This window comes from Arthrobacter sp. NPDC093128 (assembly GCF_040683875.1).
GTDB lineage: Bacteria > Actinomycetota > Actinomycetes > Actinomycetales > Micrococcaceae > Arthrobacter.
Genome location: NZ_JBFBEY010000036.1, coordinates 1 through 23,214 on the forward strand (window position 1 = coordinate 1; position 23,214 = coordinate 23,214).

The 23,214-nt window shown below is 65.4% G+C and carries 27 protein-coding genes; 13 read left to right on the forward strand and 14 right to left on the reverse strand.

Annotated features, from left to right (window positions below):
* The first annotated feature begins 611 nt into the window (after positions 1–611).
* Positions 612–1,187: an NAD(P)/FAD-dependent oxidoreductase gene (locus tag AB0N24_RS25390; RefSeq protein ID WP_364130742.1), complete on the forward strand. Its 576-nt coding sequence runs from the start codon at positions 612–614 to the stop codon at positions 1,185–1,187.
* On the forward strand, positions 1,168–1,512 hold the full coding sequence (locus AB0N24_RS25395) for a hypothetical protein (protein WP_364130745.1): 345 nt from the start codon (positions 1,168–1,170) through the stop codon (positions 1,510–1,512). The genes AB0N24_RS25390 and AB0N24_RS25395 overlap by 20 nt, the downstream gene beginning before the upstream one ends.
* A gap of 70 nt (positions 1,513–1,582) precedes the next feature.
* On the opposite strand, the gene AB0N24_RS25400 is transcribed toward AB0N24_RS25395, so the two are convergent.
* From AB0N24_RS25400 to AB0N24_RS25410, 3 genes are all read right to left on the reverse strand, one after another.
* Positions 1,583–2,344, reverse strand: coding sequence for a hypothetical protein (locus AB0N24_RS25400; protein WP_364130748.1), 762 nt, complete (start codon positions 2,342–2,344; stop codon positions 1,583–1,585).
* Between the two features lie 29 nt (positions 2,345–2,373).
* Positions 2,374–2,640 carry a hypothetical protein gene (locus AB0N24_RS25405; RefSeq protein WP_104176280.1) on the reverse strand — a complete coding sequence of 89 codons (267 nt, stop codon included), beginning with the start codon at positions 2,638–2,640 and terminating at the stop codon, positions 2,374–2,376.
* 169 nt (positions 2,641–2,809) lie between these two features.
* A complete protein-coding gene (locus tag AB0N24_RS25410) occupies positions 2,810–3,307 on the reverse strand; it encodes a hypothetical protein (RefSeq protein ID WP_364130751.1) in 498 nt (165 codons plus the stop codon).
* A 389-nt stretch (positions 3,308–3,696) separates the two neighbouring features.
* On the opposite strand from AB0N24_RS25410, the gene AB0N24_RS25415 reads away from it, so the two are divergent.
* Both AB0N24_RS25415 and AB0N24_RS25420 read left to right on the forward strand, forming a co-directional pair.
* On the forward strand, positions 3,697–4,554 hold the full coding sequence (locus AB0N24_RS25415; protein WP_364130754.1) for a class I SAM-dependent methyltransferase: 858 nt from the start codon (positions 3,697–3,699) through the stop codon (positions 4,552–4,554).
* A gap of 129 nt (positions 4,555–4,683) precedes the next feature.
* Positions 4,684–5,712, forward strand: coding sequence for a Gfo/Idh/MocA family oxidoreductase (locus tag AB0N24_RS25420; protein ID WP_364130757.1), 1,029 nt, complete (start codon positions 4,684–4,686; stop codon positions 5,710–5,712).
* A gap of 120 nt (positions 5,713–5,832) precedes the next feature.
* Here the strand turns inward: AB0N24_RS25420 and AB0N24_RS25425 are convergent, their stop codons facing one another.
* Together AB0N24_RS25425 and AB0N24_RS25430 are read right to left on the reverse strand one after the other, a co-directional pair.
* A complete protein-coding gene (locus AB0N24_RS25425) occupies positions 5,833–6,444 on the reverse strand; it encodes a hypothetical protein (RefSeq protein WP_364130760.1) in 612 nt (203 codons plus the stop codon).
* Positions 6,445–6,585: 141 nt separating this feature from the next.
* Positions 6,586–8,226 (reverse strand): alkaline phosphatase D family protein, encoded by a 1,641-nt coding sequence (locus AB0N24_RS25430; protein WP_364130763.1) that lies wholly within the window; start codon positions 8,224–8,226, stop codon positions 6,586–6,588.
* 86 nt (positions 8,227–8,312) lie between these two features.
* Between AB0N24_RS25430 and AB0N24_RS25435 the strand changes: the two genes are divergently transcribed.
* Positions 8,313–8,618 carry a DUF1905 domain-containing protein gene (locus tag AB0N24_RS25435; RefSeq protein WP_364130766.1) on the forward strand — a complete coding sequence of 102 codons (306 nt, stop codon included), beginning with the start codon at positions 8,313–8,315 and terminating at the stop codon, positions 8,616–8,618.
* Between the two features lie 143 nt (positions 8,619–8,761).
* Positions 8,762–9,109, forward strand: a complete 348-nt coding sequence (locus AB0N24_RS25440; RefSeq protein ID WP_364130769.1) for a DUF6176 family protein — start codon at positions 8,762–8,764, stop codon at positions 9,107–9,109.
* Positions 9,110–9,192: 83 nt separating this feature from the next.
* Here AB0N24_RS25440 and AB0N24_RS25445 read toward each other — a convergent pair whose 3' ends face one another.
* On the reverse strand, positions 9,193–9,354 hold the full coding sequence (locus tag AB0N24_RS25445; protein ID WP_364130772.1) for a hypothetical protein: 162 nt from the start codon (positions 9,352–9,354) through the stop codon (positions 9,193–9,195).
* A gap of 118 nt (positions 9,355–9,472) precedes the next feature.
* Here AB0N24_RS25445 and AB0N24_RS25450 point away from each other — a divergent pair, with 118 nt between their 5' ends.
* The gene (locus AB0N24_RS25450; protein WP_364130775.1) at positions 9,473–11,284 is read left to right on the forward strand and encodes an SARP family transcriptional regulator; all 1,812 of its coding nucleotides are present in this window, start codon (positions 9,473–9,475) and stop codon (positions 11,282–11,284) included.
* A 34-nt stretch (positions 11,285–11,318) separates the two neighbouring features.
* Here AB0N24_RS25450 and AB0N24_RS25455 read toward each other — a convergent pair whose 3' ends face one another.
* The 3 genes from AB0N24_RS25455 to AB0N24_RS25465 all read right to left on the reverse strand — a co-directional run bounded on the left by AB0N24_RS25455 (position 11,319) and on the right by AB0N24_RS25465 (position 14,153).
* The gene (locus AB0N24_RS25455; protein ID WP_364130778.1) at positions 11,319–12,302 is read right to left on the reverse strand and encodes a hypothetical protein; all 984 of its coding nucleotides are present in this window, start codon (positions 12,300–12,302) and stop codon (positions 11,319–11,321) included.
* Positions 12,303–12,550: 248 nt separating this feature from the next.
* Positions 12,551–12,754 (reverse strand): cold-shock protein, encoded by a 204-nt coding sequence (locus AB0N24_RS25460; RefSeq protein ID WP_003806113.1) that lies wholly within the window; start codon positions 12,752–12,754, stop codon positions 12,551–12,553.
* A 163-nt stretch (positions 12,755–12,917) separates the two neighbouring features.
* Entirely contained in the window at positions 12,918–14,153 is a 1,236-nt protein-coding gene (locus AB0N24_RS25465; protein ID WP_364130782.1) for an FHA domain-containing protein, read from the reverse strand.
* A 231-nt stretch (positions 14,154–14,384) separates the two neighbouring features.
* Here AB0N24_RS25465 and AB0N24_RS25470 point away from each other — a divergent pair, with 231 nt between their 5' ends.
* Positions 14,385–14,771 carry a TfoX/Sxy family protein gene (locus AB0N24_RS25470; protein WP_364130785.1) on the forward strand — a complete coding sequence of 129 codons (387 nt, stop codon included), beginning with the start codon at positions 14,385–14,387 and terminating at the stop codon, positions 14,769–14,771.
* A gap of 18 nt (positions 14,772–14,789) precedes the next feature.
* Here AB0N24_RS25470 and AB0N24_RS25475 read toward each other — a convergent pair whose 3' ends face one another.
* Together AB0N24_RS25475 and AB0N24_RS25480 are read right to left on the reverse strand one after the other, a co-directional pair.
* Entirely contained in the window at positions 14,790–14,945 is a 156-nt protein-coding gene (locus AB0N24_RS25475; RefSeq protein WP_364130788.1) for a hypothetical protein, read from the reverse strand.
* On the reverse strand, positions 14,942–15,067 hold the full coding sequence (locus AB0N24_RS25480) for a hypothetical protein (RefSeq protein WP_364130791.1): 126 nt from the start codon (positions 15,065–15,067) through the stop codon (positions 14,942–14,944). The genes AB0N24_RS25475 and AB0N24_RS25480 overlap by 4 nt, the downstream gene beginning before the upstream one ends.
* A gap of 191 nt (positions 15,068–15,258) precedes the next feature.
* On the opposite strand from AB0N24_RS25480, the gene AB0N24_RS25485 reads away from it, so the two are divergent.
* The 5 genes from AB0N24_RS25485 (at position 15,259) to AB0N24_RS25505 (ending at position 19,908) form a co-directional block, all read left to right on the forward strand.
* Entirely contained in the window at positions 15,259–15,621 is a 363-nt protein-coding gene (locus AB0N24_RS25485; protein ID WP_364130794.1) for a hypothetical protein, read from the forward strand.
* Positions 15,622–15,705: 84 nt separating this feature from the next.
* Complete coding sequence (locus AB0N24_RS25490; RefSeq protein ID WP_364130797.1) at positions 15,706–17,298, forward strand: alkaline phosphatase D family protein; 1,593 nt, start codon at positions 15,706–15,708, stop codon at positions 17,296–17,298.
* A gap of 186 nt (positions 17,299–17,484) precedes the next feature.
* Entirely contained in the window at positions 17,485–18,684 is a 1,200-nt protein-coding gene (locus AB0N24_RS25495) for an aminotransferase class I/II-fold pyridoxal phosphate-dependent enzyme (protein ID WP_364130800.1), read from the forward strand.
* Entirely contained in the window at positions 18,681–19,640 is a 960-nt protein-coding gene (locus AB0N24_RS25500; protein ID WP_364130803.1) for a D-glycerate dehydrogenase, read from the forward strand. Before AB0N24_RS25495 ends, AB0N24_RS25500 begins: the two co-directional genes overlap by 4 nt.
* Before the next feature lie 37 nt (positions 19,641–19,677).
* Positions 19,678–19,908 carry a Wadjet anti-phage system protein JetD domain-containing protein gene (locus AB0N24_RS25505; protein WP_364130806.1) on the forward strand — a complete coding sequence of 77 codons (231 nt, stop codon included), beginning with the start codon at positions 19,678–19,680 and terminating at the stop codon, positions 19,906–19,908.
* Between the two features lie 28 nt (positions 19,909–19,936).
* Here AB0N24_RS25505 and AB0N24_RS25510 read toward each other — a convergent pair whose 3' ends face one another.
* The 3 genes from AB0N24_RS25510 to AB0N24_RS25520 form a co-directional block, all read right to left on the reverse strand.
* On the reverse strand, positions 19,937–20,263 hold the full coding sequence (locus AB0N24_RS25510) for a type II toxin-antitoxin system PemK/MazF family toxin (protein ID WP_364130809.1): 327 nt from the start codon (positions 20,261–20,263) through the stop codon (positions 19,937–19,939).
* The gene (locus tag AB0N24_RS25515; protein ID WP_364130812.1) at positions 20,260–20,463 is read right to left on the reverse strand and encodes an antitoxin MazE family protein; all 204 of its coding nucleotides are present in this window, start codon (positions 20,461–20,463) and stop codon (positions 20,260–20,262) included. The genes AB0N24_RS25510 and AB0N24_RS25515 overlap by 4 nt, the downstream gene beginning before the upstream one ends.
* 96 nt (positions 20,464–20,559) lie before the next feature.
* Positions 20,560–23,052: an ATP-dependent Clp protease ATP-binding subunit gene (locus tag AB0N24_RS25520; RefSeq protein ID WP_364130815.1), complete on the reverse strand. Its 2,493-nt coding sequence runs from the start codon at positions 23,050–23,052 to the stop codon at positions 20,560–20,562.
* Positions 23,053–23,214: the final 162 nt, after the last annotated feature.

Below are 23,214 nucleotides of genomic sequence, written 5' to 3' on the forward strand. Positions count from 1 at the left end.
ACACTATTGAGTTCTCAAACAACAGACACACCCGGCACCACCACAACCACATTTCGGTCGCGGATCGCTCCGGAGCAACTTCCCAAACTTACCCGATTCCGGGAAGCTTTGCAAACCCGCGTTTCCGCAGATCCAAGCTCCACCACAAGGGCCCCCACCCGGTTTCCGCACGCCAGTAAAGACGCCGTTTTTCAGGCCATTCAGCAGGGGGTCGGTCGCTATCTTTCCGCATCAGCGGCGGCGACTCGAATTACTTTACACGGGCTTTAGACCCTGCGCAAACCGGGGCAATCAGGGTGTCCCCATCCGCCAAAATCCCCGGAATGGCGCGGGCTGCGGACTCCCCAGGCCGCCTCCGTCCCCGAATTCCGCCGGAATGACTTCTTGTGGAGCCCGTCACACCCGCAGCCGCCCATGCAGATCCCCCAAGTAGGTAGCAACAGATGTCGTATTGATGGCCCAGAACGACACCTGCTGCTACCTAGTTGGGTGTGCCATCCGTCCGTCTAGTTGGGTGTGCCATCCCTCCTCGTTCAAGCGCCCCGTCCGGCTCCATCGAAGGGGCACCGCACACCCCTTGAAACCTCCACCGCCGCGCGTATGGTTTTTGCATGGGACCGATTCTGGACACCCTTGTGGTCGGAGCCGGGCAGGCCGGCCTGGCCACGAGCTACTGGCTGAGTCAGGCCGGCGTCGAACATCTGTTGCTGGAACGGCGGCCCGCGCTGGGCGGTGCGTGGCAGGACCGCTGGGACGCGTTCGTCCTGAACACGCCGAACTTCTCGCTCGCGCTGCCCGGCGGTTCCTATGACGGACCAGTTCCGGAGGCCTTTATGCCGCGCGCAGACGTTGTGGATTACATGCGGCATTATGCCGAGACCATCGGGGCGCCCGTCCGGACAGCTACGGATGTCACCCGCATCGTGCCCGCCGACGCCGGCTTCGCCGTGGCCACCACCCAAGGCAACTGGCAGGCCCGCAACGTGGTGCTGGCCACAGGCGGCTACCAGAAACCGAAAATCCCCGCGCTGTCCGCGAAGCTGCCGGGCCACATCCTGCAGCTTCACACCGACGGCTACCGCAACCCGCAACAGCTGCCCGACGGGGCCGTCCTGATTGTGGGGACCGGCCAGTCCGGCGGCCAGATCGCGGAGGAACTGCCAGCGCATGCGGCCTATGTTCGATGACTACATTGCCGCTGCGGGCCTGTCTGCGCCCGAAGCGGAACCGCCGCGCAAGGACGGGTGGCTTCCGTCTGAACCGGCGCGGCTGAACCTCGACGCCGCGAACATCACGTCAGTCCTCTGGGCCACCGGGTACAGGCTGGACTTCACCATTTTGGACATCCCGGTGCTGGACGAGTGGAACTACCCCCGGCACCAGCGCGGGGTAACCGAACACCCGGGACTGTACGCCGTCGGGCTGCCGTGGCTGACCGGGCACGGCTCGTCGATTGTGGCCGGGGTCGGGCGCGACGCCAAGTACATCGCGGAGCACATCGCGGCACGGTGAAAGCAGCTCTGTGAACCAGCACGCTCAAGCGCGCAGCGGGGCAGTGAGGCACTCCGGTCAGCCGCGAAGCCTACTCCGCACAGAGCCCGTCAAAGTGCACCGGGGTGGCCAGGCCGGCAACGCTGAACCAGTCCTTGGCCCAGGCCTGGACCGACGGCAGTCCGAGCTGCTCGATGACCTGTTCCGGCGGTCCGTCGAACACGGATTCCCCGTCCGCCGCGCACTCCCCTGTAGCAATGCCGGCAAGCAGCCCGAAGAGGGCCGGCTGGTCCAGGAACGGAAGTTTCCCGCCGTCGCCGTCGCTCAGAACGCCCCAGCGGGAGGTGAACAGCGAAAAGTCTTCGGCAGGTTCGCCGTGGTCCACTTCGAGCGGACAGGCTGAGCCGTCGAGCTGGATCCGCCGGTAGTTGGGCTCCGTTTCGTCCAGTGCCATCAGCTGGCGCTCGTCGAGCCACGACACCCAGACCGGGGTGCACTCCCCCATCAGCGGATACGGCGCGGCGGCAATGTAGCCGGCCCGGCTCACGTGCGCGGAGTGGCCAACGGCGATGTTGTGGAGCTGGCCACGGACCAGGGGCAGGACAGTGCTGACCGGCCGGTGGTAGTTGGCGAACTTTCTCCGCATCACGTCGGCACTGGAATTCGAGCCGATGGAGACCACCATGGAGCGGGACCTGAGCGGAGCCGCGTCGGCTTCCGCGAGCGCCTGATCCAGGCCTGCTGCCAGGTCGAGGGGCAGGAAACCAGCGCCGTCCATCACGCCTGAGGCCTCGGGCGGATCCCACGGATACAGCAGCGGATCGAGCTCGCTGCTGTTATCGCTAGTGGTCATTCCGGTCAGTCTTCCTTGTGAGGCGGCGGTCAGTCACCCATGCCGGGGTGGACGGGCACGAAGTCGATCTTGTTTCCCGGGCTGGTCTTCTTCGTCGGAGACCGCGAGAATCCTTTCGCGTCCAGGTGGTTCTGCGCCCGGTACTCGGCCAGGGCCTCGTCGTAGGCCCTGTTGAGCCTGCGGCCGGAGAGTTCCTCCGTGGTGCCGTCGGCAAAGGTGACACTAATAAGGACGCTTTCCGGGAAGTGCCGGTTCATCCGGACATAGCCTTCGGCATCCTGCTGGAGATTAATCAAAGTGTGGTTCGCTTTCGTGGGTGGTGACTTCCAGTGTCCCGCACTTTTCGGCGCCACAGGTCCCAAGGCGTGCAAGGGGCCCCCCACATTAAGCAACCCAAGGCCCGGATGGGGGATCCGGGCCTTGGGCGTTTCGGGAGCCGGGCTCAGCGGCTCCCTGCTGAGGGCGTCAGTCGGACATTGACGTGACGCCGCTGTAGTACCAGCCGGTGTACGGCGACCAGACGCCGTTGCTGCCTTCCTGGAAGCGGACCTTGTGGTAGACCTCCTCGTTGCCGATCTCGCCGTTCACCAGGGTGCGGACGTTGGAGATGGTCACGGTTCCGCTGTACTGGTTCAGGTGGCGGCTGAAGTACGAGGTGCCCAGGTGGTCGTCGCCGTTGGGCCAGTCATCTTCCTCCCAGCGCTCCTGGGTGATGTTGATGTAGCGGTCGGAGTTGCAATGGACCTGGATCCGGTAGTCCACCAGCTTCACGCCGGAGGAGTTGTGGCCGGCGAACACGGGCTTGAGGGGCGTGACCGAGCAGGCGTAGCTGGTGCCGGCCGCCTGGGCCGGGGCGGCCAGGGCGAACGGCGCCGCGACCATTCCGAGCCCGAGGGCTGCGACCACGGCGGCCTTGCCGCGGCGGGATGGACGGGACTTCTTGGTGGTTGGTGCGTTGGACATGGAATTGCTCCTGAGGGGGAAAGATGCGGTGGGGATGGGGTGCTCTGCCCGGCAGTTCCGGGGCTCCGGATCCGCCGGGATTCTCCCTGCGTTCCGATGTATCCATAGTGGATCCGGGCACCCCTCCCGCACTTCCGTGCTAGCACTGAAATCTACTGACCAGTATCGAAGTGCCCGTCCTGCAGAGACGCGGCGCCAGGCGCACGACGGCGAGAGGTTGGCAGCGCTGGCCGGCCACCCGCCGTCGTACTTTCCTTAGAGAGGTGGTACAGGTAGCGCCGGTACCTTTACATCCGTCCGGTCCGCGGCCAAAATGACTCACACCACAGCCTCCACTGGGACCACAGCGCGCTGTCACTCAGAACCTGCCACAGCAGAGGGGTGCCACCATGAATGACAAGACCGAAGCAACCGAGGCCGACCGGGCGCTGAAGCAAAAGCACCGTGCCATGTGGGCGCAGGGCGACTACCCCGCACTCGCCAGCGAACTGGTTTCAGACCTCGGCGCCATCCTCGTTGAGGCGTGCGCCATCAGGCCCCGCCAGCGCGTCCTGGACGTGGCTGCCGGTGCCGGCAACGCGGCGATCCCGGCCGCCATGATGAACGCGGACGTCATCGCCAGCGACCTCACGCCGGAAATGTTCGACGCCGGCCGCCGGCAGGCAGCCGATCGCGGGGCTGAGCTGGACTGGCAGGAAGGGGACGCCGAGGCGCTCCCGTTCGAGGACAACGAGTTCGATGTGGTGATGTCCTGCCTGGGCGTGATGTTTGCGCCGCACCACCAGGCCGGCGCGGACGAACTGGTGCGGGTCTGCAAGCCTGGCGGCACCATCGGCCTGCTGAGCTGGACGCCCGAAGGGTTCATCGGGAAAATGTTCGCCACTATGAAGCCGTTCGCTCCGCCGCCTCCGCCCGGCGCGCAACCGCCGCCGCTCTGGGGAAGCGAGGACCACGTCCGCGAGCTCCTCGGCAGCAAAGTCACGGACGTCAAAGCCGAAAAAAGGTCGGTGGCCATCACCAGCTTCCACCACCCGGAGGACTTCCTGCACTACTTCAAGTCCCACTACGGCCCGACGATCTCGGTGTACAAGTTCCTTGGCGACGACGCGGACAAGGTCAGCGCCCTGGACAAGGCCCTCACGGAGCTGGCCGACACCTTCCTCGAAGCCCACGGCGACACCACGGCCCAGATGGAGTGGGAGTACCTGCTGCTCACGGCCAAGAAGGCGCGCCCCGCAACAACGTAGTGTCCTAGCTTTCCCGCATCCTCCTCGCCTCCGCCCGACTTTGCCATGCCACTTCTCCGAAGTTTGTTCTAACATAAGGACAAACTGTTCCAACGTGGGGAGAGGCCCCTGGGCGACGAAGGAGATCTTGTGAAACTTGGACTCGTTGGGTTCGGCTTCGGCGGCCGGATCTTCCACGCCCCGTTCATCACGGCCGCGAACGGGGTGGAACTCGCGGGCATCGTGGCCCGCTCCCCTGCCCTCCGCGCGGAGGCCGCGGAGGAATACCCGGACGTGCCGCTCTACGGTTCGCTGACCGAACTGCTCGCCGCCGGCGTGGATGCAGTGGTCATCACCACGCCGCCGGAGACGCGCCGCGAGCTGGTGCTCGAGGCGATCGCGGCAGGTGTCCATGTGGTGGCGGACAAGCCCTTCGCCCCGAACGCCGAGGTCGGGCGCGAACTGGTGCAGGCGGCAGCGGAGGCCGGCGTCATCCTCAACGTGTTCCACAATCGCCGTTGGGACACGGACATCCGCACGCTCCGCTCAGTGCTGGACTCGGGCGAGGTAGGGCAGGTGGCGCGCTTCGAGTCCCGCTTCGATTTCGACCAGCCGGAAACCCTCGAGGCCGGCCCCGCGGGCGGATTGCTGCGCGACCTTGGCAGCCACCTGGTGGATCAGGCGCTGTGGCTCTTCGGCCCGGCGGCCAGCGTCTACGCCACGCTCGACTGGGCGGACCTCGACGCCGGCCGCACCGACTCCGGCTTCTTCGTGACCGTCACGCACCGGAACGGCGTGCGGTCCCATGTGTCGGCCACCAAGAGCAACCGGGTCGTCGCACGGGAACTGCGGCTGCTCGGCTCCGACGGCAGTTACGTCTCGCAGCAGAGCGACGTCCAGGCCCTTGCCGCTATGGCGGGCCGGCGCCCTGCGGACGATCTGGCCGCGTGGGGCTATGAGGACGAGTCCCGTTGGGGAACGCTCACGACGGCGTCGGGTGCGGCACGCGTGCCATCCGAACAGGGTGCGTATCAGACTTACTACGAGCAGTTCGCCCTGGCCGCTGCCGGCAAGGGACCGGAGCCGGTCCCCGGCAGCGAGGCTGTCCACACGCTCGAGGTCCTGGACGCCGCCCGGCTCAGCGACGCTGAGTCGCGCGCCGTGGACATCGCGGGCTGATTCGGTTTCGGAACCACAACTGCAGGAACCCCGACGGCGGGAGGGCTGGCAGCGTTTGCCGGCCTCCCGCGGTCGTACTCCCCGATGGTTGAGCCTGCCGAAACCCCTACCGCGCCGGACTCAGATGCATTTGGCGTCGAACAACGTGTAAGACATGTTTCGGACAATGATAATTTCGTTTGGTTTGGCGAAAATAGATGTCTTCGGCCCATTGTCGCCCGGTTCCCAATTTTTACTAGTGGGGTTTTCCGGATATTTGGTTCCGCTCACCTGGAATATTGAACCGGTGTCCGCCTTGATGGCCGAACCTATGTCTTGCTGGCCCATTTTGGCGTACGTATAAGTCAGTTCGACTCTGCTGCACGATGGCCGAACGGTGTCCACGTAGCTAGCGCCGGTCATCTCTGATTTTCCCGGCCCTTGTCCGCTTTGCACTGCGATCTGGGCGTACCCATCCGTGGCTGTGACCCCGGACGTCGGTGGCCAGGTGCACGAAACAAAAAGCGTCTGGTTGCCGTCCTGTTTTTGCTGCCTGTCCTGTTGGAGATCATGCGCTTTCCTGCAGGCGGCAACGCGATCGGCCGTGGTTTCGTCGCTCTTGAAGTATCCGGTGGCGGCCAGGAGAGCCACGCCGCTGACCACGGGAACCACCAGAGGTATCAACCACTTCTGGTGCTTGGCGAACCAAGATTTACGGGTACTGGCTGATTCATTGACTTGATCGCTTGGCACGGGAGCCTCCGAACGTTTGTCCGATCAGTGTCCCACCAAACCGGCACGGATGCCCCCGGAACCGCTCGACCAATTGGAGGGCTGGAGGCCGGCAGCGTTTGCCGGCCCCCGCCGTCTTACTCCCGGTGGCGTGCGAAACCGTCACCGCTCCGGGTGGAGGTCCTTGCTCCAGAGGACGGTGCCCTTGGCGTTGCGGAGGCTGACGGTGAAGACATCGTCCTCGGTCAGGTCCACGTGGCCGAAGAACTGGTTTTCGCCGCTGCGCGGTGACTGGTTGGCGTAGGCGCCGGTCTTGTGGAAGGCCACCTCGGGGCCAAAGGTGCCGTCCAGCTCGCCGGGGCCGAAGCTGCCGGCGTTGATGGGGCCGGCCACGAATTCCCAGAAGGGGTCGAAGTCGGTGAAGCCGGCGCGCTCGGGCGAGTAGTGGTGCGCGGCGGAGTAGTGGACGTCGGCGGTCAGCCACACCACGTTTTTAACCCGGTTGCGCTTGAACGCGGACAGTACGCCGGCGATCTCGAGTTCCTTGCCCAAGGGGGCGCCGGCGTCGCGGTTTGCGAGCGACTCCTGGTTCACCGGGCCGTCGGGGACGATCAGTCCCAGCGGGAGGTCGGCGGAGATGACTTTCCAGGTGGCCTTGGACTTGCTGACCTCGTTGATGAGCCAGCGCGCCTGCTCCTCGCCGAGGATGTGGGTGAGGTGCGTTTCCCTGCCGTCGGTGTTGGGGTCCTTGAAGGTGCGCATGTCCAGGCAGAAGACGTCCAGCTGCGGGCCGCGGGAGATCTTGCGGTAGATGCGGGCGGGTTCGAAGCCGGTGCTGCCGTCGCCGGCCCGGGTGCTGAGGCCGGAGACGGGCTGGTATTCCTGCCAGGCCTGGCGGCCGCGGGCGGCGAGCACGTCCACGCGGCGTTCGGTGTAGCGCGGGTCGGTGAGGATCTCCCCCGGGTACCAGTTGTTGGTGGTTTCGTGGTCGTCCCACTGGGCGATCACCGGTACCTCGGCGTACAGGGCGCGGATGTTCTTGTCCATGAGGTTGTAGCGGTGCCGGCCGCGGTACTCGTTGAGGGTCTCGGCCACCTTGGAGACCTCCTCGGTGACCAGGTTGCGCCAGATCTGCCCGTCTGGCTCGGTGACCTGCGCGGTGATGGGGCCGTCGGCGTAGATGGTGTCGCCGGAGTGGATGAAGAAGTCCGGCTTGGTGGCGTGCATGGCCGCGTAGCCGCGCATGCCGCCGATCTCCTCGTTGATGCCCCAGCCCTGGCCGGCGGTGTCGCCGGTCCAGACAAAGCTCTGTTTGCGGGGTGCGCGGCCGCTGCTCAGCAGGCCCTGGCCCGGGGCGGTGCTGAAGGAGCCCTGCGCGGTTTCGCCGGCGTTGCCGTCGGCGTCCTCAAAGTGCAGCGTGAGCGCGAAGCGGGTGCCGGCCGGGAGGTGCTCGGCGTTGATCCGGGAGGTGAAGTCGGTGGCCTCGCTGGCGGCGCTCCCCCGCAGCACGCGCTGGAAGGCGCGGCCGCCGCGGAGCGCGGCACCGTCCTCGTCCACCGCGAGCAGGTTGGCCACCAGCCGGCCGGGTCCCGACGCGCGGGACCACAGGACGCCGGAGTCGGCGGTGACATCGCCGGTGGCGATGCCGGACGGCAGGGTCAGGCGGTTGCGGACCAGCGCGACGCCGGCCGGGCTGGTCGCGTGGGCGGCTGAGGTTGCGGCGGGCACGACGGCGGCAGCACCGGCGGCGGCCAGGGCACCTTTGAGGACATTGCGGCGGGTGAAAGCAGTCATGCTGCCCATAGTTGCGGGAGCGGATGAACCGGTGGTGGCGGGGGTGTGAACTGCTTATTGATCCTGTGCGGACGCGGAGGTGCCATACTCAAGACGTGACGACGTCGTACGCGTTCCGTGGCGAGTTGTGGCTCTATCCCGATGCATCCGGATGGCATTTCATCACGCTGCCGCCGGAGGTGGCGGACGAGATCAGGGATGAGTCGGCTCCCTTCCGCAGGGGCTTCGGCTCGGTGAAGGTCACGGCCTCGATCGCGGGTAACAGCTGGTCCACGTCGGTGTTCCCGGAGAGCAAAAGCCATTCGTACGTGCTGCCGGTCAAGAAGGCCATCCGGACGGCAGCGGGGATCAGCGCCGGGGATGACGTGGACGTGGAGCTGGTCCTGGACCGCGAGGGCTGATTTCGCTGCCGGGCGGCATCAAACGGAACACCGGCCAATGGCTCTATCCCGCGCCTTTCCGCAGGACTACCATGCAGGTGCCACGGCTGCGGCTGGACACCGCGCCGCGACAATGCCGAAGCAACCGCGTGGAAGGACATGTCATGGAATGCATCACCTGGTTCGCGCCGATACTGCCCGGGAAACTGGACGACTGGAAGTCGCTCATCGCGGAGATTGAGGGCCCCCGCAAGGAGGACCACCGGCGTTCCCGCGAGCGGATGGGGCTCACCCGGGAAGTCGTCAGCCATATGCAGACGCCGCAGGGGGACTTTGCCTGCCTGTTCCACGAGGCCGAGGATCTGGCCAAGACCTTCCAGGCCGTCGCCTCCTCGGACGATCCGCACGATCAGTGGTTCAGGGAGAAAATCCAGGAAGTTCACGGCATCACTCCTGACATGCTGCAGGGCCCCATGCCTGCGTCACTTCACTTCGATTACAAAGCCGGCTGACCCGAAGCGAACGGCGGGAGGCTGGCAGCGATAGCCGACCTCCCGCCGTCGTACTTTCCGGTGGTTGAGCCTGCCGAAACCGGCTAGAACCTCATTGAAGCGTACGGCCCACTGGGCAGGTCGCCAGCAGTCCACGGCGCAGTGGAGCGGACGTCGGGCGTGTGGCCCCGGCCGTCGGTCAGGATGGCACGGACGGTAACGCTGAGAACCCAGAGTCCAAGTAGCAGGATGCCGAGCAGTTCCATTGTGATGCACCTCGTTTTAGTGTGGGCGGATTTGGTGATTTCAGTGTGCGCAGCTGGCGTGTGAGCAACCGTGTGAACCCCGCAGACGCCCCCGGCCCCGCGGCGTACCATGGGCGCTATGGCCGAGAACTGGATTCGGCTCCTCGGTCCACCCGCGATCGAGACCCCCGGCGCAACGCCCCTGCAGCCCAGGGGCCGCAAGGCCTGGGCCGTGCTCGCCTACCTCGCGCTGCAGGCGGACGGCACCGGCCGCTCCCGCACGGCGTCGCTGCTGTTCCCGGATGCTGCGGATCCGCTCGGCGCCCTGCGCTGGAACCTGTCCGAGCTGCGGCGGACCCTCGACGGAGTGACCGTGGCCGGCGATCCCCTGTGCCTGGTGCTCCAGCCGCCCTGGCGCTGCGATGTACTCGAAGTGCTGGATTCGGCTTCCAGCCAGGGCGTTAACCCGCGGCGCTTCGGAGGCCAGTTGCTGGAAGGGCTGTCCTTCGCCGATTCCCCGGTCTTTGATTCGTGGCTGGCGGACCAGCGTTACCGGCTGGACAACGTGGTCCAGTCCCTGCTCTATGAGGCCGCGCTGGCCGCTCTCGCTTCCGGCGCTCCCGGCGAGGCGGCGGAGCTGGCGACGCTGGCCCTGCACCGCGACCCCTTCCACCCGGACTGCAACGCCGTCCTGGTCAAGGCGCTTGTGGCCCTGGGCGAGCACCGCCGGGCCCGCGAGCACGTCACCAAATGCGGGAACCTGTACCGCCAGGAGCTCGGCCTTCCGCTGCCGTCCGAAGTCCGGCGGGCCCTGTCCGATGCTGCCCCGGAGGCGGATCCCGGGATGCCTGCCACCGTGGCGACGGTGCGGTCGTATCTCGACGCCGGCGGCGCGTCACTCTGGACCGGTGCCGTGGACAGAGGGCTCGATCAGCTGCGGCTCGCGGTGGTGCTGGCGCAGCGCACCGGAGACGACCATCTGCTGGCCGAGTCTTTGGTGACGCTGTCCGGTGCGCTGATCCATCAGGCGGGCCGCCGCGGGGCGGAGGTGGCGGATTTCCTCCACCGCGCGCTGCAGGCGGAAGGGCCCGATGGCGCCTCCCGGACTGCCGCTGCGGCGTACCGCGAGCTGGGCTACCTGTCCGTGCAGCGCGGGGTTCCCGACCGCGCGGCCGGCTGGCTGGACCGGGCGATGGTGGCGGCCGAGGGATTCCCCGACGAACAAGCCCGGATCCTGGCCATCCAGGGGATGCTGGCCTCGGACATTGCACGATACGACGACGCCGTGACCGCGCTGACCGAATCGGGGAAACTGGCCAAGGTGGTCCGGAACCGCCGGCAGCAGGCGTTCAGCGAGGCGCTCCTTGGCCGGGTGCACTTGCTTCGCGGGGAGCTGGACCTGGCCGCCGCTTCTCTGGACCGGGCACTGGCCTGGATTGCGGAGGAACACTGGACGGCGTTCGAACCGTTTGTCGCCGGGGTCCGAGGCGAGACCTACCTTGCGGCCGGGCAACTGGAGGAAGCGGCGGCGTTCATTGACCGGTCCTGGGTGATGGCCGAGCTGGCGGGCGACCATTGCTACATGGCCTTGGCGGCCGGCGCGGAAGCGAAACTTTTCCTGGCACATGGCGATCTCGCGGCAGCCGAACACTGGATCGACCGTGGGCTTGAGCCCACGCCGTGGTACCTCTGGTATTCGGCCAAACTGCTGGATACGGCAGCGGAAGTGGCCATCGCAATGGGGTCGCCGCGTGCCCCGAAGTTCGTGGAGCGGCTGTCCGAGCTGGCGAGCCGCAGCGGGATGCGCGAGTTCACCGTGCGGGCGCAGTCCCACCGGGCGGTTCTCGGTGATGATGCGGCGGCGCAGGCCGTGCCCTGGCTGGCGAAGGAGGTCGGCAACCCCGCGTTGCAGCGGTATCTGGCTGAACGGGGCAGCTTTGACGGTAGGTAGGTGCAGGGCCGGTGACGACGGTTTTGAAATTAGGTCACCACAGCCTTCGAAAGGACGTCGCCGCGCCCAGGGACAGGGCCATGATTCCAAGCTTGATGAAGGCCAGGCCGGGCAGTCCGTTCACGAAATCGCCCACCACGAAAAAGAGCGACGCGGCGACGAACAAAAAGCATCGAAAGCCGCCACCGCCCCTGGCCCAGCCCGCCAGCAAGACGAGGCTTAGCACCATCCCCGCGACCAGATACGTCACAGCGAGGTCCGGAATCTCTACGAACATCGGATGGACTTCTTTGCCCACTGCCCAGTGCAGGACGTGGCCGCCGACCGCCAGGAGCGCAAGCATCACTCCGCCCACCCAGCCGGGGCGGTTCGAAATGGCGGCACCCATTCTCCGCCAGACCCTGACGCCCAGCGACGGCTCCTTCGACGGGTCGACGATGACAGGCTCCGCTTCGAAGTCCGTGCCGGTGTCCGTCACAGGCCGCCGCCGGTTATTCCAGTCGACAGCGCGGAGATCGGAGTCATAGTAAGGCGGCGTGACCTTCGCGTCCCGGAATGAGGTCCACATCCAAGCCGGGATGTTGTCCACCGTGCGGGGAAAGTAACGCAGGTCGGTGATTAGCGTCCCGGCTAGGCCGAACTGCTCATCACGCCGCACTGGCATGTCGTGGAGCGGTTCGATGAACTCGTCATCCGAGACTTGAAGCACGCCGTCGGCATCGGGGTATAGGTAGACCCGGCAGCTGATCCAGGTTCCCCGTCCCGGCACGTAGGAATCCCGGCGGACCTCCTTGAGCCATAGCCCTAGAAAATCGGGCGTGCTGGCAAAATCTGGAAAACCCCAAACCCCGCCCGTGCGGGAGTCGGCGGTCCCCCGCGCTACCGACATGTACATGATGCGCGAGTAAACCAAAATTTCGGCCCCATGACCCGGCCCGCCCTCAACGAAGGCCAGCTCCTGGAGCTTCTTTAGTCCTTCGGCAATTTGCGCGCTGGTCAGTACGGTCCCACGAGACATGTTTCCCCCGGTTGAATATTTTCGGGCCGATCCGTGATTCGCCCGGAACGGCTGTCTGGAAAGGCTAACCCCGAAATCACACGCGGAAAAATGAGGCGGGCTAGCTGACGCGTCAAGGGCCGGGTGCAGTACAGCCCGAAGTCTCAGCCGGCACCGCCGTCGAAGCACACCCGGGTTAAACAAAAGCAGGGCCCGTCAAAGACGGACCCTGCTTTATGAAACCTAAACGGTCCCGGGTATCTAAGAAATTAGATAGCCTGGATGTTTACAGCCTGGGGACCCTTGGGGCCCTGCTCGGTTTCGAAGGAGACCTTCTGGTTCTCTTCGAGGGAGCGGAAGCCGGAGGAGTTGATCGCAGAGTAGTGTGCGAAAACGTCCTGTGAGGAGTCATCGGGGGAAATGAAGCCGAAGCCCTTTTCAGCGTTAAACCATTTGACGGTACCAGTAGCCATTTTTTATGTCCTTCGTGAAGGTGGAGGAACTGTCCCGACTTTCGGGTCCTCCGGTGTGGGGTGTTTAAAACCGCTACTTCAGAAGAACGAGGACTTTCGACCCCGCGTACTGCCTGAACTACCAAATACAAACACAACAACGGTCTCTACTGTACACGGGTTTTCAGAGAGGCATTACCACCGGCATCAGCGGGATGTCCGGGACGGTGATTGACCGCGGTCCGTCGAACCCCTGCATGAACACCGTGACGAAGCTGAGCGACACCGTGCCACCGGACTCAGGCAGCTGGTTCTCGAAGTTGATGGTCCCCTTGCGCTGTCCCCCTGGCGGGATGTCGGGCTGCCAGGTGCTGCGGAAGGAATCAGCATCGAAGGTGGTGCCGTCCGGGCCGGTGAGGATGGCGTTGTGGAACAGCGGCATTGACATGGAGCTGGTGGTCCCGTTCCGCACATGGATCTCGACCCGGGTGAAATGTGCGGTGCTCTGGATGCCCAAGATCGTCACACTGACGCTCTGGGCTTCCGTGGCCACCTGCCGGGCCAGCCGCTGGGTGCCTTCCTCGTTGCCGGAGAAGTAGCCGACGGCGTAGCTCGCCCCGGCGGCCAGCAGCCACCCGCCGCCGCCGAGCAGGAGCATTATGGCCAGCACCGTAGCGATGGCTGGAAGGGAACGTGGTGCAGCCTTAGCCGGCTGGGAAGGATGCGCGGGGCCGGCGCCATAGACTCCCCCATTGGTGTCCGGGTGGCCGGGCCTCAGCGGGCGCGCGGGCCGCGCCGGCTGCACCCGTTGCGACGGCCGATACCGCGGCTTGGGTCGCTTGGGTGCCGGCGGAGTCTTGTCCTTGAGGTAATCCAGCGCCTCGCCGCCCAGGGCAACAACCAGGCCCATCGCCGGGGTGACGAACCACGTCCAGGTCGGCGTCAGCTCGGTCAGGAACGCAGTCAGGCTGTTGCCGATCAGCCCCACCACGTTGATCGCGGCCGCGAAGAGCAGCGCCGCGCCGAGGCCCTTCTTCGGAGCGGCAGCAGGGGCCGTCCGGCGTCCCTCCGGTCCGCCGGCCGCCCCCGGTGGCGCGCTGCCGTCGTCGTACTTCCCTTCAACAAAGCGGAGCCTGACCTGACCGAACTGGACCTCATCGCCGTCGGTGAGTTCGGTGGGCGAAGTGATGGCATGGCCGTTGACCCAGGTGCCGTTGCGGGAGTCCTGGTCGTCGAGGACGGTCCGGCCGTCCAGCGAGGTCAGGAGGGCGTGCCGGTGGCTGACCCCGGAAACGGGCAGGCGCAGCCGGGAGCCTTCGTCGCTGCCGATGGTTGTTTGCCCGTGCGGGATGACAATCCGGGTCCCCGACGCCTCCCCGTTGACGACGACGAACGCGCTCCGTACCCCAGGTCCGTCCATGACTTACCCCGACCAGCCAAGAGGGCACGCCGGCCCCCGCAAGAGAGACACTGCCATCCGCCGCTGGCGCATGACATGTAGCAAGTCTCCTCCCGGCGGGAATGGCTGACAAGGAACCCGAAACCGGCTGCCGGCGCCTTTCCGGGGGCCTCGACCGCGCCCCGGAACGGGCATATCCTGCAGGCAGTCCATCTCTGGCAGCACGTTCCGGCACACAAGGGAGACGTTCACATGGAAATGCCCAAACCGTCCGACGCCGACAAGGAGCACTTCCGGAAGGTGGTGCCGGACCATCCGGATGTGGTGGTCAAGCCGATGTTCGGCAACCTGGGCGCCTTCGTCAACGGGAACATGTTCGCCGGGCTGTTCGGCCCCACCGTCGGAGTCAAGCTCTCCGAGGCGGACAAACAGGAGCTGGAAGGCTCGGAGCGGACGGTCCCGTTCGGCCCGCCGGAGCGTCCGATGGGCGGCTACACCGGGCTCCCGGAAGTGTGGAACGCGGAGGGCGACGGCGATGACGCGCGGGCACAGGCCTGGGTGGAGAAGGCGTACGAGCACGTCGCCAGCCTGCCGCCGAAGGAGCCGAAGGCTTCGAAACCGAAGGCCGCGAAGGGGTAGCTCCGCGCGTGGGGGCGTTCAGCCGCGGTTGTAACGGGCAAGTGCTTCTTTGTAGACAGCGGCAATTTCATGGTCGCCCCTGTCGGTGTATTTGGCGATGATGTTCGCGAGGTCGCGTTTGATGACCAAAAGCGCGTCATATGGTTCACGGGGACGGCGAACGTAATCGTTCATGATTTCCCACCCACTTGCGCCTCTTCGCGCTCCAGCAGATAGAGCAGAAATGCCACTTGGTTGGCGATTTCCCGCTGCTTGCGCGGGGAAACCCAATCCAGCAATTCCTGGTCGTTAACCATGATGCTCACTCCTTTCCGGTTATGAATTGATGGTCATCCCGGTCAGACAAGATCCGCGAAAGTTTCAGGCAAGATAAGCGAAGGTCTTGTCGGCGGAAGCTTTGGCCCGACCTCTCTGGCAGGAGCAGTTCTGTCGAATCCGGTACAGCAGTGACCTGATCCAATCGGGGGTCAGGAAGGTAAAATAGACCATGTTGGTCTTTGCAGCCATCGGATTCCTGCTTTACATCGCCCTCCTTCTTGCCGTGCTGGTTCTGGCCGGCATTGCCTGGGCCTTATCAAGTCTGGGACTCTGGGTTCTCGGCCTAAAGCCGCGGCCCAGTCAGAAGAAAGTCGCCACCGTCAGGCGGGCCCCGCCCCAGGTCCGACGCAGCGTCCCCGACCCGGCCCCGCCAAGTGCGGTCCCCCAGGTTCAAGCCCGGGCGCCCCGCGTGGCAGAAGCCCCCGCCTCGTCCGGCATCTGGCCCAAATGGACCCCGGCTCACAGGCGCTACGTGGACCAGGAGTTGGCCCTCTGGCAGGAGCAGTTCGATGCCCTCAACTCCCGCAAATAGGCAAGACAGCTTTTGACACGCAGTTAACCACCCATTCACACCGTCCTCGGGACCTGTCCAACCGGCTTCCGTACCGTCGAGGCCATGGACACCAACATCTCGCGCAGATCACTTCTTTCCGTCGGCATCGGGGCCGGACTTGTCGCCGCACTGCCGGGTGCCGCCGTCGCCGTTTCCACAGCGGACGACGCCGGGCTCCGCGCCGATCCGTTTATGCTCGGCATCGCCTCCGGCGAGCCGTGGCCGGACGGCTTTGTGATCTGGACGCGGCTGGCCGTGGACCCGCTCGCGGAGGACGGGCTCGGCGGGATGCCGTCGCGGACCGTGCCGGTGGCCTGGGAGGTGGCAGAGGATGCCGGCATGCGCCGCGTGGTGGCGCGCGGCGTCGAACAGGCCCGGATCGAGAACGCCCACTCGGTGCACGTGGAGCTGAGCGGCCTGAAGCCCGGTCGTGAATACTTCTACCGGTTCCGCAGCGGCCGGCACATCGGCGCCGTGGGCCGGACCCTCACCAGCCCCGCGCCGCACGAGACGCCGGCGGCGCTGGCCATGGCGTTCGCCAGCTGCTCGCAATATGAGCACGGCTACTTCACGGCCTACATGCGCCTGGCGGAGGACCACCCGGACCTGGTGCTGCACCTGGGCGACTACATGTACGAGTACAAGAAGGGCAACTACGTGATCGGCGGCGGGAACCCCCGCGACCACGAAGGCCCCGAGACCTCCAGCCTCGCCGGATACCGGCAGCGCCATGGGCAGTACAAGTCCGACGCCGACCTGCAGGCCGCGCACGCAATCGCACCGTGGCTGGTGGTCTGGGACGACCACGAGGTGGACAACAACTGGGCGGACGAGGTCCCGGAGAACACCGACGCGGGCCAGCTGAACGACACCACCGAGCGGTTCCGGCAGCGCCGCGCCGCCGCGTTCCAGGCGTACTACGAGAACATGCCGCTGCGCGCGTCCTCGGTGCCGGCCGGGTTCGACATGAAGATCTACCGCACCATCCAGTGGGGCCAGCTGGCCAACTTCCACATGATGGACACCCGGCAGTACCGCGACGACCAGTTGGCCGGGGACGGCTGGAAGAAGAACGTGGCCGAGCGGCTGGCCGAGGACCGCACTATCACCGGCGCCGAACAGGAGAAGTGGCTGCTGGACGGGTTCCGCGATTCCACGCAGCGCTGGGACATTCTGGGCCAACAGGTGTTCTTCGCCGAGCGCGACCGCGACAAGTCGGCCGACATCGACGACGTCTCCATGGACGGGTGGGACGGCTACGCCGCGTCACGCCGCCGCATCACCCAGGGTTGGGTGGACGCTAACGTGCGCAACGCCGTGGTCCTCACCGGCGACGTGCACCGGAACTGGGCCAACGACGTCAAGGTGGACTACAAGGACCCGGCCTCGCCCGTGGTCGGCTCCGAGCTGGTGTGCACGTCCATCACGTCCACCGGCGACGGCACAGGCTCAACGACGGACCCGACCATGGCCTGGAACCCGCACCTGAAGTTCTACAACGACAACCGCGGGTATGTGACCACTCGCATCACGAAGGATGCGATGACCGCTGACTTCCGGGTGCTGGACCACGTGACCACACCGGGTGCGCCGGTTTCCACGAAGGCGTCGTTCGAGATCCGGGACGGGGTGCCGGGCCTGGTGGCACGGGGGTAGGGCGTAGCTGCACGTAGTAGTCCAGCAACTTCCCCAGCTGCCGAGTCATCACATTCCACCCTCTGATACATTAGTGATATATAAGAACACGGTTGATTTGGGATCATGCGTCGCCGTCTTATATATCAGCTATCCCGATCGGAATCCCGGAGGATCGATCGTCAACTCGATGAGGAGTGGAACAGCATGCAGCAACTCGCACAACGGCTCGAACGTCTGGGCACCGAAACCGCCTTCAGCGTCGCGCAAGCCGCCGCCGCCTGGAAGGCGAAGGGGAACCTGGTGTATCCCTTCCATCTTGGCGATATCAACATCCCGACCGCGCCGAACATCGTGGAAGCGATGAACCGGGCGATCGCGGACGGCTACACGGGCTATTGCCCCGGCCCCGGCATCCCGCAGCTGCGTGAAGCCCTCGCCGACGACATCGGCTCGCGCCGTGGCATCGAACTTACCCCCGACAACATCGTTGTGATGACCGGTGGGAAGCCCGTCATCACGAAGTTCCTGCAGGCTGTAATGAACCCCGGCCAGGAAGTGCTCTACCCGAACCCCGGCTTCCCGATCTATGAATCGCAGATCGAGTACCTCGGTGGCACGGCCGTGCCCTACCGCTACCTGCCCACGAGCCAGGGCTTCGCCATCGACCTCGAGCAGGTGCGGGCATCGATCACTCCGAACACGGTCGCGATCATCTACAACGACCTGCAGAACCCCATCTCAGCCGAGTCGACCGCGTCCGAGCGCGAGGCCATCGCACAGCTCGCCCAGGAGCACGATCTCTGGGTACTCTCCGACGAGGCCTACTTCGAGACGCGCTATGAGGGGGTCTCGAGCTCGATCGCATCGCTTCCCGGCATGCTGGAGCGCACCGTCGTCCTCTATACCTTCAGCAAGAAGTTCGCCATGACCGGCTCACGCCTGGGCTGCGCCGTCGCCCCGCTCGAGATCGCCAAGGTGCTCAGTACGCTCAACACCAACGATGAGTCGTGCACCACGCACTACGTGCAGTGGGCCGGCATCGAAGCGCTCCGTGGCCCCCAGGAATCCGTTCAGCAGATGCTGGACGTCCTCCAGAAGCGTCGGGATGCCGCATGCGAAATCGTGAACGACATCCCCGGCATGCACGTCGCGGTGCCGCAGTCGACGTTCTACCTGTTCCCCGACGTTACCGAGGTCATGGAACGCATGGGTTACACGGCAGTCGGCGACTTCGCCACTGACGCCCTGTACAAGACCGGCGTCTCGTTCTGCACACGCGAGCACTTCGGCCGACGCCTGCCCGGCGAGGAGCGGCAGTACATCCGGCTCGCCTATTCGGGCATCGAAGTGCCAGACATCCGCGACGGCCTCGGACGCCTGCGCGAGTGGATCGAGACGGCATGAGCCGGGTCGTCGTTACGGGGCGTGTACCCGAAGCCGCACTCGAGAAGCTGCGCGCCGAACACGATGTTGATGCCTGGCAGGGTCCGGAGTCGATAGGGCGCGAGGAGCTCCTGCGCCGGGTAGCCGGCGCCGATGCCGTAGTGAGCTTGCTTACCGAACGCATCGATGCCGAGTTGCTCGACGCCGCCGGTCCGCAGCTCATGGTCGTCGCGAACGTCGCCGTGGGCTATGACAACATCGACGTGCCAGCCTGCACCGAACGGGGCATCGTGGCCGCCAACACCCCCGGTGTGCTCACGGACGCCACGGCCGACATCGCGCTCAGCCTCATCCTCATGGCAACCCGCCGGCTCGGCGAGGGGGAACGGCTCATCCGCTTCGGCCAGGACTGGAAGTGGGGCATGTTCTTCCTGCTCGGCAGCAGCCTGCAAGGCAAGACCCTCGGCGTCGTCGGCATGGGCGGCATCGGCCAGGCCACCGCGCGCCGGGCAAAGGCCTTCGGCATGGAAATCGTCTACCAGTCGCGCAGCGAGATCGATCCCGGGATCGCCGCCGAGCTGGGCGCCCGGCGGGTCGATCTCAACGAGCTGCTGGCCGTCTCCGACGTCGTCTCGCTGCACTGCCCCTACGGGCCTGCCACGCATCATCTGATCGGCGCCGAACAACTCGCGGCAATGAAGAGCTCGGCGTACCTCGTCAACACCGCGCGCGGACCGATCGTCGACGAAGCGGCGCTCGCGTCTGCGCTTCGCGAGGGACGGATCGCGGGCGCGGGGCTCGACGTCTACGAGCACGAGCCCCGGGTGCACCCCGAGTTGCTCGAGCTCGAGAACGTGGTGCTAGTGCCCCATCTGGGCTCCGCCACGGTGGAGACCCGCACCGCGATGGCGATGCTCGCCGCCGACAACGCGCTCGCCGTGCTCAGCGGTGAACGACCGCCCGCACCGATCAATTAGTCCTCGCTCCGGCATGTCCGGAGGCATGATCGCTTAGGTGGATCTGTCTCAGATCGCCGACGACACGACCAACGCAGTATCGAGTACGAGCCCCGTCCCGAAGGACGGGGCTCGTCGTCGTTCATGGCCAAGGGCCGTGTTGTCCAGGCTGACGGCCGACGAGACCACACTCTATGAAGCGCTGGGCAACGGTACCTTCGGGAAGTCAATCAGGCTGGAACAGGAGCTGATCCGCTGGGACTGGGCGCGGGAGCGGCTCGGCGGTTGAGCCCTCCGAAACCCGGTCATTGAACCAGTCAACTCCCGAGGCCAAGAAAGACGGCTAGGGACTGCTCAACGGCAACCATGGTCTTCGAATCCAGTCGGCCTAACCGCTGTCCGAGGTTGGCACGCCGCACTGTTGTGAGCTTATCCACCATGACCTGGCTGACTTGCTTCAAGCCGGTGAGCTGGCCTGGGTCAACCGTCAACCTCAGCAGCGGGGCGTCCGTCAGGTGGGAAGTCAGCGGCAGAAGGGTGACCGACTCTGAGGCCGCAAACAGGTCATCCTGGATAATGAGTGCTGGCCTGGGTTTCTGCGCATATGTTCCGCCCGAAACCGTCCACAGCTCGCCGCGATTCACTCTGGCCAGTCTTCCGCGATCTGTTCGATGAAATCTTGATCATCACGGGCGTGGTCGGAGGCCGCGACAGCCAGCGCTTGCCGCTGGGCCTCACGCCTAAACTCCTCTGTCCGTGTGTCCGGAACCCACATCTGGATCTGCCGGAAGCCTCGCTCCCGCATGGCAACTCGGTGCCGTGCTACACGATCCCTTACGCTCATAAATAAATGTTACATGTAACGCCCACCGGTAGCGCCGGCCGTGTTGGTCCGTTGGCCACACGGGGCAACAGGCTGAGGTCTCCTTGGTTTTCTGGTTTAGCTCGCGGCGGGCAACGCGTCGGGGATCCGAGGTTTGGTGTTTCCAGCGAAGGTGAACTTGGCGTCGTCGCCTTCGCCGTCCACATCCACCACAACGATGTCGCCCTCCTGGATTTCGCCGAAGAGGATCTTCTCGGACAGCTGGTTCTCGATCTCGCGCTGGATGGTGCGGCGCAACGGCCGGGCACCCATGGCGGGGTCGTAGCCGCGGGTGGCCAGGAGCACCTTGGCCGCGGTGGTGAGCTCGATGCCCATGTCCTTGTCCTTGAGGCGCTTCTCCAGGCGGGCCACGAACATGTCCACGATCTCGATGATCTCGTCCTGGGTCAGCTGCGGGAACACCACAACGTCATCAACACGGTTCAGGAACTCGGGGCGGAAGTGCTGCTTGAGCTCCTCGGTGACCCGGGCGCGCATGCGGTTGTAGCCGGTCTGCGTGTCCGTGCCGGACTGGAAGCCCGTGGCAACGCTCTTGGAAATGTCCCGTGTTCCAAGGTTGGTGGTCATGATGATCACGGTGTTCTTGAAGTCCACCACCCGGCCATGGCTATCGGTCAGGCGGCCGTCTTCCAGGATCTGCAGGAGGGAGTTGAAGAGGTCCGGATGGGCCTTTTCAACTTCGTCGAACAGGACCACGGAGAACGGACGGCGCCGGACTTTTTCGGTCAGCTGGCCGCCCTCGTCGTAACCGACGTAGCCCGGAGGGGCACCGAAGAGGCGCGAAACCGTGTGTTTCTCGGAGTATTCGGACATGTCCAGGGTGATCAGTGTGTCCTCTTCGCCGAACAGGAACTCCGCGAGGGCCTTGGCGAGTTCGGTCTTGCCCACGCCGGTGGGGCCGGCGAAGATGAACGAGCCGCCCGGACGCTTCGGGTCCTTCAGGCCTGCCCTGGTGCGGCGGATAGCCCGCGAAACCAATGTGATGGCCTCGTTCTGGCCCACGACGCGCTGGTGCAATTCGTGTTCCATCTTCAGCAGGCGCGAGGATTCCTCCTCGGTCAGCTTGAAGACCGGAATGCCGGTGGAGTTCGCCAGCACCTCGGCGATCAGTTCCTCATTGACCTCGGAAATGTCGTCCATGCCGCCCGCCTTCCACCGGCGTTCCTTCTCTCTACGCTGCGCTAAGAGCTTCTGCTCCTGGTCGCGCAGCGAAGCGGCGTCCTCGTAGTCCTGGGCGTCAATCGCGGACTCCTTCGCCGTCCTGACGTCAGCGATCGTCTCAGCCATGGCCTTCAGCTCCGGCGGGGCTGTCATCCGCCGGATGCGCAGGCGCGCACCGGCTTCGTCGATGAGGTCGATCGCCTTGTCCGGCAGGAAGCGGTCCGAGATGTAACGCTCCGAGAGGTTCGCCGCGGCTACCAGCGCGCCGTCGGTGATGGTCACGCGGTGGTGCGCCTCGTAGCGGTCACGCAGGCCCTTGAGGATCTCGATCGCGTCCGCAACCGAAGGCTCCTTGACCTGGATCGGCTGGAAGCGGCGCTCCAGCGCGGCATCCTTCTCGATGTGCTTGCGGTAGTCGTCCAGCGTGGTGGCACCGATGGTCTGGAGCTCACCGCGCGCCAGCAACGGCTTCAGGATCGAGGCCGCATCGATGGCGCCTTCGGCTGCACCGGCACCGACGAGGGTGTGGATCTCGTCAATGAACAAAAGAATGTCCCCGCGGGTGCGGATCTCCTTGAGGACCTTCTTCAGCCGCTCTTCGAAGTCACCGCGGTACTTTGAGCCGGCCACCACGGAGCCCAGGTCCAGGGTATAGATCTGCTTGTCCCTGAGAGTCTCCGGGACATCGCCACGGACGATCGCCTGGGCGAGGCCTTCGACGACGGCGGTCTTGCCGACGCCGGGTTCGCCGATGAGGACGGGGTTGTTCTTGGTGCGCCGGGACAGGACCTGCATGACGCGTTCCATTTCCTGTTCGCGCCCGATGACCGGGTCCAGCTTGTTCTCGCGCGCAGCCTGGGTGAGGTTGCGGCCGAACTGATCCAGGACCACGGAGCCGGCAGGGGTGCCTTCCGGCTGGCCACCCTCGCCCGCACCGGTGGTTTCTTTGCCCTGGTAGCCGGAGAGCAGCTGGATGACCTGCTGGCGGACCCGGGTGAGGTCGGCTCCGAGCTTGACGAGCACCTGGGCCGCAACGCCCTCACCCTCGTGGACGAGGCCGAGCAGGATGTGCTCCGTGCCGATGTAGTTGTGGCCCAGTTGCAGGGCTTCACGGAGTGCGAGCTCCAGCACCTTCTTCGCGCGCGGTGTGAAGGGGATGTGGCCGGCTGGGGACGGCTGGCCCGGGCCGAGAATCTCCTGCACCTGCTCGCGGACGCTGTCGAGCGAAATGCCTAGGGACTCAAGAGCTTTGGCGGCAACGCCCTCACCCTCGTGGATCAGGCCCAAGAGGATGTGTTCGGTACCGATGTAGTTGTGGTTCAGCGTGCGTGCCTCTTCTTGGGCAAGCACCACGGCGCGTCGGGCTCGGTCCGTAAATCGCTCAAACATTTTCGCCACACTCCTGGCTGCCGCTTACTCTGATGCTACGTTGCCGCAGGCCCTCATGGGGCGTTCGCCGGAGCCAGGATACGGCGAGCGAGGTTCCGTGACTTTCCAGGCAAGAGGCAGGTCTTTCGCCCTGTCCAACAAACAAGTCACACTTGTCGTACG

Bases quoted from the DNA above. Each gene is read 5' to 3' on its own strand.
- AB0N24_RS25390 (WP_364130742.1), top strand. From the start codon at position 612: ATGGGACCGATTCTGGACACCCTTGTGGTCGGAGCCGGGCAGGCCGGC.
- AB0N24_RS25395 (WP_364130745.1), top strand. From the start codon at position 1,168: ATGCGGCCTATGTTCGATGACTACATTGCCGCTGCGGGCCTGTCTGCG.
- AB0N24_RS25400 (WP_364130748.1), bottom strand. From the start codon at position 2,344: ATGACCACTAGCGATAACAGCAGCGAGCTCGATCCGCTGCTGTATCCG.
- AB0N24_RS25410 (WP_364130751.1), bottom strand. From the start codon at position 3,307: ATGTCCAACGCACCAACCACCAAGAAGTCCCGTCCATCCCGCCGCGGC.
- AB0N24_RS25415 (WP_364130754.1), top strand. From the start codon at position 3,697: ATGAATGACAAGACCGAAGCAACCGAGGCCGACCGGGCGCTGAAGCAA.
- AB0N24_RS25430 (WP_364130763.1), bottom strand. From the start codon at position 8,226: ATGGGCAGCATGACTGCTTTCACCCGCCGCAATGTCCTCAAAGGTGCC.
- AB0N24_RS25440 (WP_364130769.1), top strand. From the start codon at position 8,762: ATGGAATGCATCACCTGGTTCGCGCCGATACTGCCCGGGAAACTGGAC.
- AB0N24_RS25445 (WP_364130772.1), bottom strand. From the start codon at position 9,354: ATGGAACTGCTCGGCATCCTGCTACTTGGACTCTGGGTTCTCAGCGTT.
- AB0N24_RS25450 (WP_364130775.1), top strand. From the start codon at position 9,473: ATGGCCGAGAACTGGATTCGGCTCCTCGGTCCACCCGCGATCGAGACC.
- AB0N24_RS25455 (WP_364130778.1), bottom strand. From the start codon at position 12,302: ATGTCTCGTGGGACCGTACTGACCAGCGCGCAAATTGCCGAAGGACTA.
- AB0N24_RS25460 (WP_003806113.1), bottom strand. From the start codon at position 12,754: ATGGCTACTGGTACCGTCAAATGGTTTAACGCTGAAAAGGGCTTCGGC.
- AB0N24_RS25465 (WP_364130782.1), bottom strand. From the start codon at position 14,153: ATGGACGGACCTGGGGTACGGAGCGCGTTCGTCGTCGTCAACGGGGAG.
- AB0N24_RS25470 (WP_364130785.1), top strand. From the start codon at position 14,385: ATGGAAATGCCCAAACCGTCCGACGCCGACAAGGAGCACTTCCGGAAG.
- AB0N24_RS25475 (WP_364130788.1), bottom strand. From the start codon at position 14,945: ATGAACGATTACGTTCGCCGTCCCCGTGAACCATATGACGCGCTTTTG.
- AB0N24_RS25480 (WP_364130791.1), bottom strand. From the start codon at position 15,067: ATGGTTAACGACCAGGAATTGCTGGATTGGGTTTCCCCGCGCAAGCAG.
- AB0N24_RS25485 (WP_364130794.1), top strand. From the start codon at position 15,259: ATGTTGGTCTTTGCAGCCATCGGATTCCTGCTTTACATCGCCCTCCTT.
- AB0N24_RS25490 (WP_364130797.1), top strand. From the start codon at position 15,706: ATGGACACCAACATCTCGCGCAGATCACTTCTTTCCGTCGGCATCGGG.
- AB0N24_RS25495 (WP_364130800.1), top strand. From the start codon at position 17,485: ATGCAGCAACTCGCACAACGGCTCGAACGTCTGGGCACCGAAACCGCC.
- AB0N24_RS25500 (WP_364130803.1), top strand. From the start codon at position 18,681: ATGAGCCGGGTCGTCGTTACGGGGCGTGTACCCGAAGCCGCACTCGAG.
- AB0N24_RS25515 (WP_364130812.1), bottom strand. From the start codon at position 20,463: ATGAGCGTAAGGGATCGTGTAGCACGGCACCGAGTTGCCATGCGGGAG.
- AB0N24_RS25520 (WP_364130815.1), bottom strand. From the start codon at position 23,052: ATGTTTGAGCGATTTACGGACCGAGCCCGACGCGCCGTGGTGCTTGCC.